Consider the following 6104-nt stretch of genomic DNA (forward strand, 5'->3'; position numbering starts at 1 on the left):
AGGATTATGCGAGCCGCAGCCGTCGCATGAGATATAAATCGCGCTTATAGTAGCCTGATGCAGCCCCGCGCCGACGATCTCCCCTTTGATCTTCGCCAGCTCTCGATCTTTCTCGCCGTCTGCGACGCCGGCGCGATGGCGGCGGCGGCGCGCCGGCTTGGCCTGACCCAGCCGGCGGTGTCGCTGGCGGTGGCCGAACTGGAGTCGCGGGTTGGCGCGGCGCTGTTCGACCGTTCGATCCGTCCGATCGGTCTGACGCCCGCCGGCGCGCTGCTCCGCCAGCGCGCGAGCGCGCTCGTCTCCGAGGCGCGCCAGATCGCGCCCATGCTGAGGGAGGTTGGGCGCGGGCGGTTTCCGCTGGTGCGGCTGGGGCTGGTGGATTCGCTGTCGCGCACGCTCGGTCCCGCGCTCGCCGACGCGCTGTCGGCGCGGGCCGACGAGGCGGCGATCCTGTCCGGCCTGACCGCCTCCCACGCCAGCGCGCTGCTGTCGCGCAATCTCGACGTGATGATCGGCGTCGACGATCTCGGCGAGATCGGCGGACTCGAGCGGTGGCCGGTGGTGAGCGAAGCCTATGTGTTGATGACGCCGCCGGACGCAGGCCCCGTGCCCGATGTCGCCGCGCTGAAGGTCTTGGCTGGTCGACTGGAGTTTGTGCGCTTCAGCGCCCGCTCGTCCACGGGGGTCGAGATCGAGCGACACCTGCGCCGGATCGGGGTGGAGCCGCGTAGGCGGCTCTCCTTCGACACGCCGCAGGGGCTGATCGCGGCGGTCGCGGAAGGGGGGCGCTTCGCCATCGTCACGCCGCTGTGCGTGATCGAGGCGAACGCGCCGGCGGGCAGTTTCGCGGTGTCGGCGCTGCCGGGACCCGAGTTCTCACGTCGGCTAACGTTGGTCGCCTACGACCACGAGCTCGGCCGCCTGCCGGGCGAACTGGCCCGTCTCAGCCGTAAACGGCTCGCGGCGCGTCTCGACGACGCGCCGGATCTCGCCGGTTTCGTCCAGGTGGCCTGACCGCCGTCAGGCGAAGGCGGCTTCCACCAGCGCCCGGACGCGGCGAAACGCAGCTTCGGCGCCGGCGACGGCGCGGGCGTCCTCCTCCGGCGTGAGTTCGATGGCGTCCACCGCCTGGGTGAAGCGCTTCCAGTGCAGCCCACGGCCTTCCGGCGCGCCAGCGAGATGGCGGGCGCCGAACTCCTCACTCAGACCGAGTTTCGCGGCTTCCTTCAGCAGAAAAGCCGCGCCGAGGCTTGAGCCTTCGGCCACATAGAGCCAGCCCAGCGACGACGGCAGGTCTCCCGGCGTCTCCTGCGCGGCCGGAAGGTCGAACGGCGCGGCCCCGACGTCCTTCAGGTCCTGCTCCACTTCGGCGAGGCGAGGGCGCTGGGCGAGGTCCGGGATGAGCGCCTGAAGGGCGGGATCGGCGTAGAGCCGATTGATGTCGGCGTGGAACGCGCGCTGCACCGTCAGAAAGCGGGCGTAAGCCTCGCGGCTGGCGAAGGGGCGGGCGGACATGATGCGGCCGTCGAGCGCCTCGTGGGCCTCGTGGGTGGCGCGGCGAAGCGCCTGCACGCGGGTCTCGGTGGGGCGATCGAGCAGGGCGGCGTCATCGGCCATTGGGCGTTCTCTTCGTTCTGGACACGGAGGCGCCGCCGGCGCGAGAGGGCGTCGGCGGCGGATGGCGATCTGATCGTCGGTCAGAATTGCCGACTAAGCTTCAATCACGCGAACAGGAAATCGTTCGCATGCAGCGAGGCTTCCGTCACGCCGAGAAGCGTGATCGAGGTGTTCGCGTTGATGGTGATGACGGCGTTGCCGCCGACGTCGTTGGTGGCGGCGAGAACATCTGCGAAGCTGTCGATCGATGTTCCGACGAACTGGATCACATCGCCGATCGCAGCGCCAGCGGCGAAGTCCGTAATGGTGTCGTGGCCAGACGCTGCGCCGAAGTAAAACGTATCGTTGCCGGCACCGCCGCTCAGGCGATCATTGCCGGCTCCCCCGTACAGACGGTCGTTGCCAGCGCCGCCGATCAGAATGTCGTTGCCGGCGTTACCTTCCAGAACGTCATTTCCCGCGCCGCCGTTGATGGTGTCGTTGCCCTTGCCGCCACTAAGAACATCATTGCCGGCGTCGCCGTAAATCCGGTCGTTACCAGAACCGCCGAAGATTTTGTCGTTTCCGCCGCCGCCGCCAAGCGTGTCGTTCCCTGCGCCGCCATTGATCGTATCTGCATAGGCGCCGCCGCCGAAGGTGTCAGATCCTGCGGAACCTGTAACCGAAACCGGGCCGGCGGCGATGAGAGACTTGAGCGTGGCGACGTCGCCGTTCATCAGCTCGTTGATGAAGGAAAACACCTCGTTGCCGGCGCCGGAACCCTCAAGATCAAGTCCGGAGATGCGCACGTCGGAAGATGTGGTGAAGTTGTCGGTGGCGGACGAATAGGTCAGGCCCGTGCCGAATTCGACGGCGTCCAGAGTGCCGTCCAGCGTGTGGCTGCTCATGTTGTAGCTGAAGTCCCCGTCAGGACCGGACTCCACGATGAACGCCTTGCCGTCCGCGATCGGCAGCGAGGTGTCGTCGCTGGAGGAGATGGCGTATTCGTCGCCGGACAGATCAAACGGGTTGTCGCTGAAGAAACCGCGGCCGTTCCGCACAAAGTTCGCGTCGAAATCGGCGAGGTAGGAGGCGAAGTTCACGCCGGAGGCGGTGTTCAGCTTGATGGTGATGGCCATGGGTCGGTCTCCTGCTGCGCCTCGTCAGCGCGAGGCTTTATAAAAAGGGCCTTGGATCGTCTTCAGAACCGGGCCGAGACGCCGAGCGTCGCGGTGCGTCCCGGGGAGGCGGTGAGCTGCGACGCCATGGCGTCGACATAGGCGCGGTCCATCAGGTTCTCGACGGAGGCGCGAACGGTGAAATTCTCGTTTATATTGTAGGATGCGTAGACATCCACGATATTGTACTGTCGGTAGATCGCCGAGGACTGGTTGGCGGCGCCCTGAATCTGGTCCGGCTTCACATGTGTGAGACTCGCGCCGACGGTGAGGCTGCGGTCGAACAGCCGCACGCCGCCGTCCAGCGTCACCTTCCGCTTCGGCGCGAGATAGAGCGCCCACAGCCTGTTCTCGAACGGCGGCGCATCCTTGTAATCGTTGATGTATTTTCCGTCGATCAGCGACGCCGCGCCGCCCAGATAGAACGAGCCGGCGTCGTAACTGGCCTCGAAATCGAGGCCCTTGAGCTTGGTGGTTTGGGAGAGATTGACGTTCATGACCCGGTAGCGGTCCCCATAGAAACCGATCGCCTGGGTGATGAAATTGTCGACCTCCGTCGAATAGATCGACGCCTTTCCACGTAAAGCGTCGCCGTCGCGCAGCACATCGTTGAGCGACAGATTTACGCCCGCTTCATAGGTCTCCGCGACCTCCGGCTTAAGATGAGCGTTGGGCGCAAACAGGAAAACGCTGTCAATGTGCTGGCCGCCGAGCAGCGTCTCCATCAGGTTCGGCGGACGGAAGCCCTGCTCGTAGGACCCATAGATTTGCAAGCCTTTCACGGGCGTCACGGCGACCGTGGCGGTGGGAGACACCCGGCCTTCGCCGCGATCGATGTGAACTGGAACGATTGTGTCTCGACCATAAACGACATCGCTGTCGCCCTTGAGATCATAGCGGTCGTAGCGAAGACCGCCGATGATCTGGAGCCAGTCGCCGCGTTTGACTTCGAGTTGCGCGAATCCGCCGCCCACGCCCCGTTCGCCGGCGGGGGTGGGACCTGCGAATTCGGCGTTTGTCAGAGAGCGCGGAGCACCGGCGGTCGCGACCGTATCGGTCTTGTCAAAGAAGTATTCGACGCCGTACGTGGCGGCAAACGCAAGACCTGCGGTGTCAAAGCGTGACACATTTTGCAGAGAGCCGCCGAAGGTGTTGATGGCGTAGTCCACATCGACAGTTTTCTCCGCCGTTTCTCGCGGCCGGAACTGGCTGTTCTCGGTTCTCGTGAAATACGCTTTGGCGTTGAGGTCGATCCACGGGCCGCCGGGCGTCCAGCGGTAATCTGCGGTCGCGGTGTGGTTCGTTATGTCGTTGGTGTCGATATACTGTCCCGAACCTGTGGTGAAGTCCGTTTTCATTCCGATATAGCTGAGCGTCAGCTTCTGATCGTCCGTCAACGGCAGGGTCACTTTCGTCAACCACGACCACTGGTCCTGGGTGACGTAGTCGCTGATCGGCTGCGTGTCGGAGGCGCTTTTCGGGGTGAGGGCGCGGCCCTTGCGGCCGGCGTCGTACTCCCCGAGCTTCTTGCGACCGACCGCGGCGACCACCTCCGCGCCTTCGCCCACTTTGGCGCCGAACGCGGCGGAGCCGTTGAAATCGAACGCGTTCGTCCCGGTCGTGCCGTTCAGGCGGACGCCGTAATCCTTGTCGCCGACGATGAGGTCGGCGGCGTCCAGCGTGCGGAACGTCACCACGCCGCCGATGACGCCCGCGCCGCCGGCGGTGGAGGTCGGGCCCTTCTCCACCTCGACGGCGGAGAGCAACTCGGGATCAACAAAGGCGAACGCGGTCGATCCGTGCCCCGCCTGCTGGAAATTCTGCCGGGCGCCGTCGATCGTCATGTTGACCCGGCCCTGATCCTGCAGGCCACGGATGTTGACGTTGACGCCGGGGTTTTGGCGATCGACCACCGCGTTCACGCCGGAGACGCCGCGCAGCATGTCGGCGGCGTTGCGGGCGCCGCCGCGCTCGTCCATGGCGGCGCGGCCCACATAGGCCGTGCTCGACGGGGTCTCGTAGATGCGGTCGGGGGCGCCCTGCCAGCCGGGGCCGCTCACCCGCCCGTCGCCCCAGCCGGCCGTCACCTCGATCGGCTCCAGCGCCTCGGCGCCGGGTTCGGCCTCGCCGAGGGCTCCGGTCGTGCCGGCGGAGGATGCGGAGGGCGCCGTCAGCGTGATGGAGCGCTCGCCCGTCACCCGGCCCTGAAGGTCGGTTCCGGCAAGGGCGAGCGACAGCGCCTGCGGCACGGTGTAGACGCCCTGAAGCGCGGGGCTGCGGGCGCCGGCGGGCAGGGGCGCCGTGTAGGCCACGCGCCAGCCGCTGACCGCGCCGATCTCAGCGATGGCGGCGGCGAGCGGCTTCGAGGGAATCGCGAAGCGGTGCGTCTCCTGCGCGGACTGGGCCCATGCGGCGCCGGCGGCTGCGAGGCTCAGGGCGCCGAAGGCGACCGACGCCGTCAGCCGCGCCCCGAAGCGCCATCCCGCCGCCGTGTTCACCGTCCTGTTCCGCATTCCACGCCCTGACGCACACTGTCCACCGGCCCGCTTACCGAGGCCGTCATGGTCAGGAACGAGCGGCGCGGCGCGGGGCGAACCGGCGGGCACGAAAAAAGTTCGGACGGGAGGTCAGTACACCACGCGCAGCCAGGGCGTGACGTGGAGCACGCGGGCGCCGGTGGCGGCGGCGAGGGCGTCGAGATTGGCGTCCACGTCGTTCAGCGGGAACGAGCCCGAGACCAGCCGGTCCGACAGGCCGCCGCGCAGGGCGATGCGGGCGTCGGTCTGGCGCTGCAGCGCGGCCACCACCTCGCCCAGCGGCTGCTGGTTGAAGGCGATCCGGCCGGACATCCAGCCGAGCTCCATGTCGAGATCGACCGTCTCGGCCGGGCCGAGCCCGCCGCCTTGCGCGCGCACCTTCTCGCCGGGCGTCAGCGTCTCAGTCGCCGAGCCGTCGGGCAGGCTCACCTCGACGGACCCGCGCGCCACCACGACGCTGGCTTCCGCCTCCGACCGCTCCACGTTGAAGGCGGTGCCGGTCACCCGCACGCGGGCCGCGCCGCCGTCCACCAGGAACGGCCGGTCGGGATCGGGGATCACGTCGAAGAAGGCCTCGCCCCGCCGCACCGCCACCGTTCGGGCGCCCGCGGTGAAGTCGATGTCGAGGGCGGTGTCGGCGGCGACGCGCACCGTGGAGCCGTCCGGCAGCCGGCGCTCGGCGGTCTCGCCTCGGCCGGTCACCATGTCGGCTCCGAAATCCGCGATCAGGCCGGGCGCGAACACGGCCGCGACCAGCGCCGCCGCCAGCGCCATGCCGCCGATCTGAATCGGC

At 67.6% G+C, this 6104-nt stretch carries 5 protein-coding genes; 1 reads left to right on the plus strand and 4 read right to left on the minus strand.

What is annotated here, in order from left to right; all coding sequences use genetic code 11:
- Positions 1 to 57 precede the first annotated feature (57 nt).
- Complete coding sequence (locus tag ACFQ4O_RS04725) at positions 58 to 1014, plus strand: LysR family transcriptional regulator (RefSeq protein ID WP_378774499.1); 957 nt, start codon at positions 58 to 60, stop codon at positions 1012 to 1014.
- Between the two features lie 6 nt (positions 1015 to 1020).
- On the opposite strand, the gene ACFQ4O_RS04730 is transcribed toward ACFQ4O_RS04725, so the two are convergent.
- The 4 genes from ACFQ4O_RS04730 to ACFQ4O_RS04745 form a co-directional block, all read right to left on the minus strand.
- Positions 1021 to 1617, minus strand: coding sequence for a biliverdin-producing heme oxygenase (locus ACFQ4O_RS04730; RefSeq protein WP_378774501.1), 597 nt, complete (start codon positions 1615 to 1617; stop codon positions 1021 to 1023).
- 104 nt (positions 1618 to 1721) lie between these two features.
- The gene (locus ACFQ4O_RS04735; protein ID WP_378774502.1) at positions 1722 to 2735 is read right to left on the minus strand and encodes a calcium-binding protein; all 1014 of its coding nucleotides are present in this window, start codon (positions 2733 to 2735) and stop codon (positions 1722 to 1724) included.
- A 62-nt stretch (positions 2736 to 2797) separates the two neighbouring features.
- Entirely contained in the window at positions 2798 to 5272 is a 2475-nt protein-coding gene (locus tag ACFQ4O_RS04740; RefSeq protein WP_378774505.1) for a TonB-dependent receptor, read from the minus strand.
- 129 nt (positions 5273 to 5401) lie between these two features.
- On the minus strand, positions 5402 to 6104 hold a 703-nt coding region (locus tag ACFQ4O_RS04745; protein ID WP_378774503.1), incomplete at its 5' end, for a FecR family protein.

The organism is Methylopila musalis (genome assembly GCF_042679725.1).
GTDB classification, from domain to species: Bacteria; Pseudomonadota; Alphaproteobacteria; order Rhizobiales; family Methylopilaceae; genus Methylopila; species Methylopila musalis.

What these genes read in the sequence shown, in the direction of transcription:
- ACFQ4O_RS04725 (WP_378774499.1), top strand. Translation starts at nt 58, where the DNA reads ATGCAGCCCCGCGCCGACGATCTCCCCTTTGATCTTCGCCAGCTCTCG.
- ACFQ4O_RS04730 (WP_378774501.1), bottom strand. Translation starts at nt 1,617, where the DNA reads ATGGCCGATGACGCCGCCCTGCTCGATCGCCCCACCGAGACCCGCGTG.
- ACFQ4O_RS04735 (WP_378774502.1), bottom strand. Translation starts at nt 2,735, where the DNA reads ATGGCCATCACCATCAAGCTGAACACCGCCTCCGGCGTGAACTTCGCC.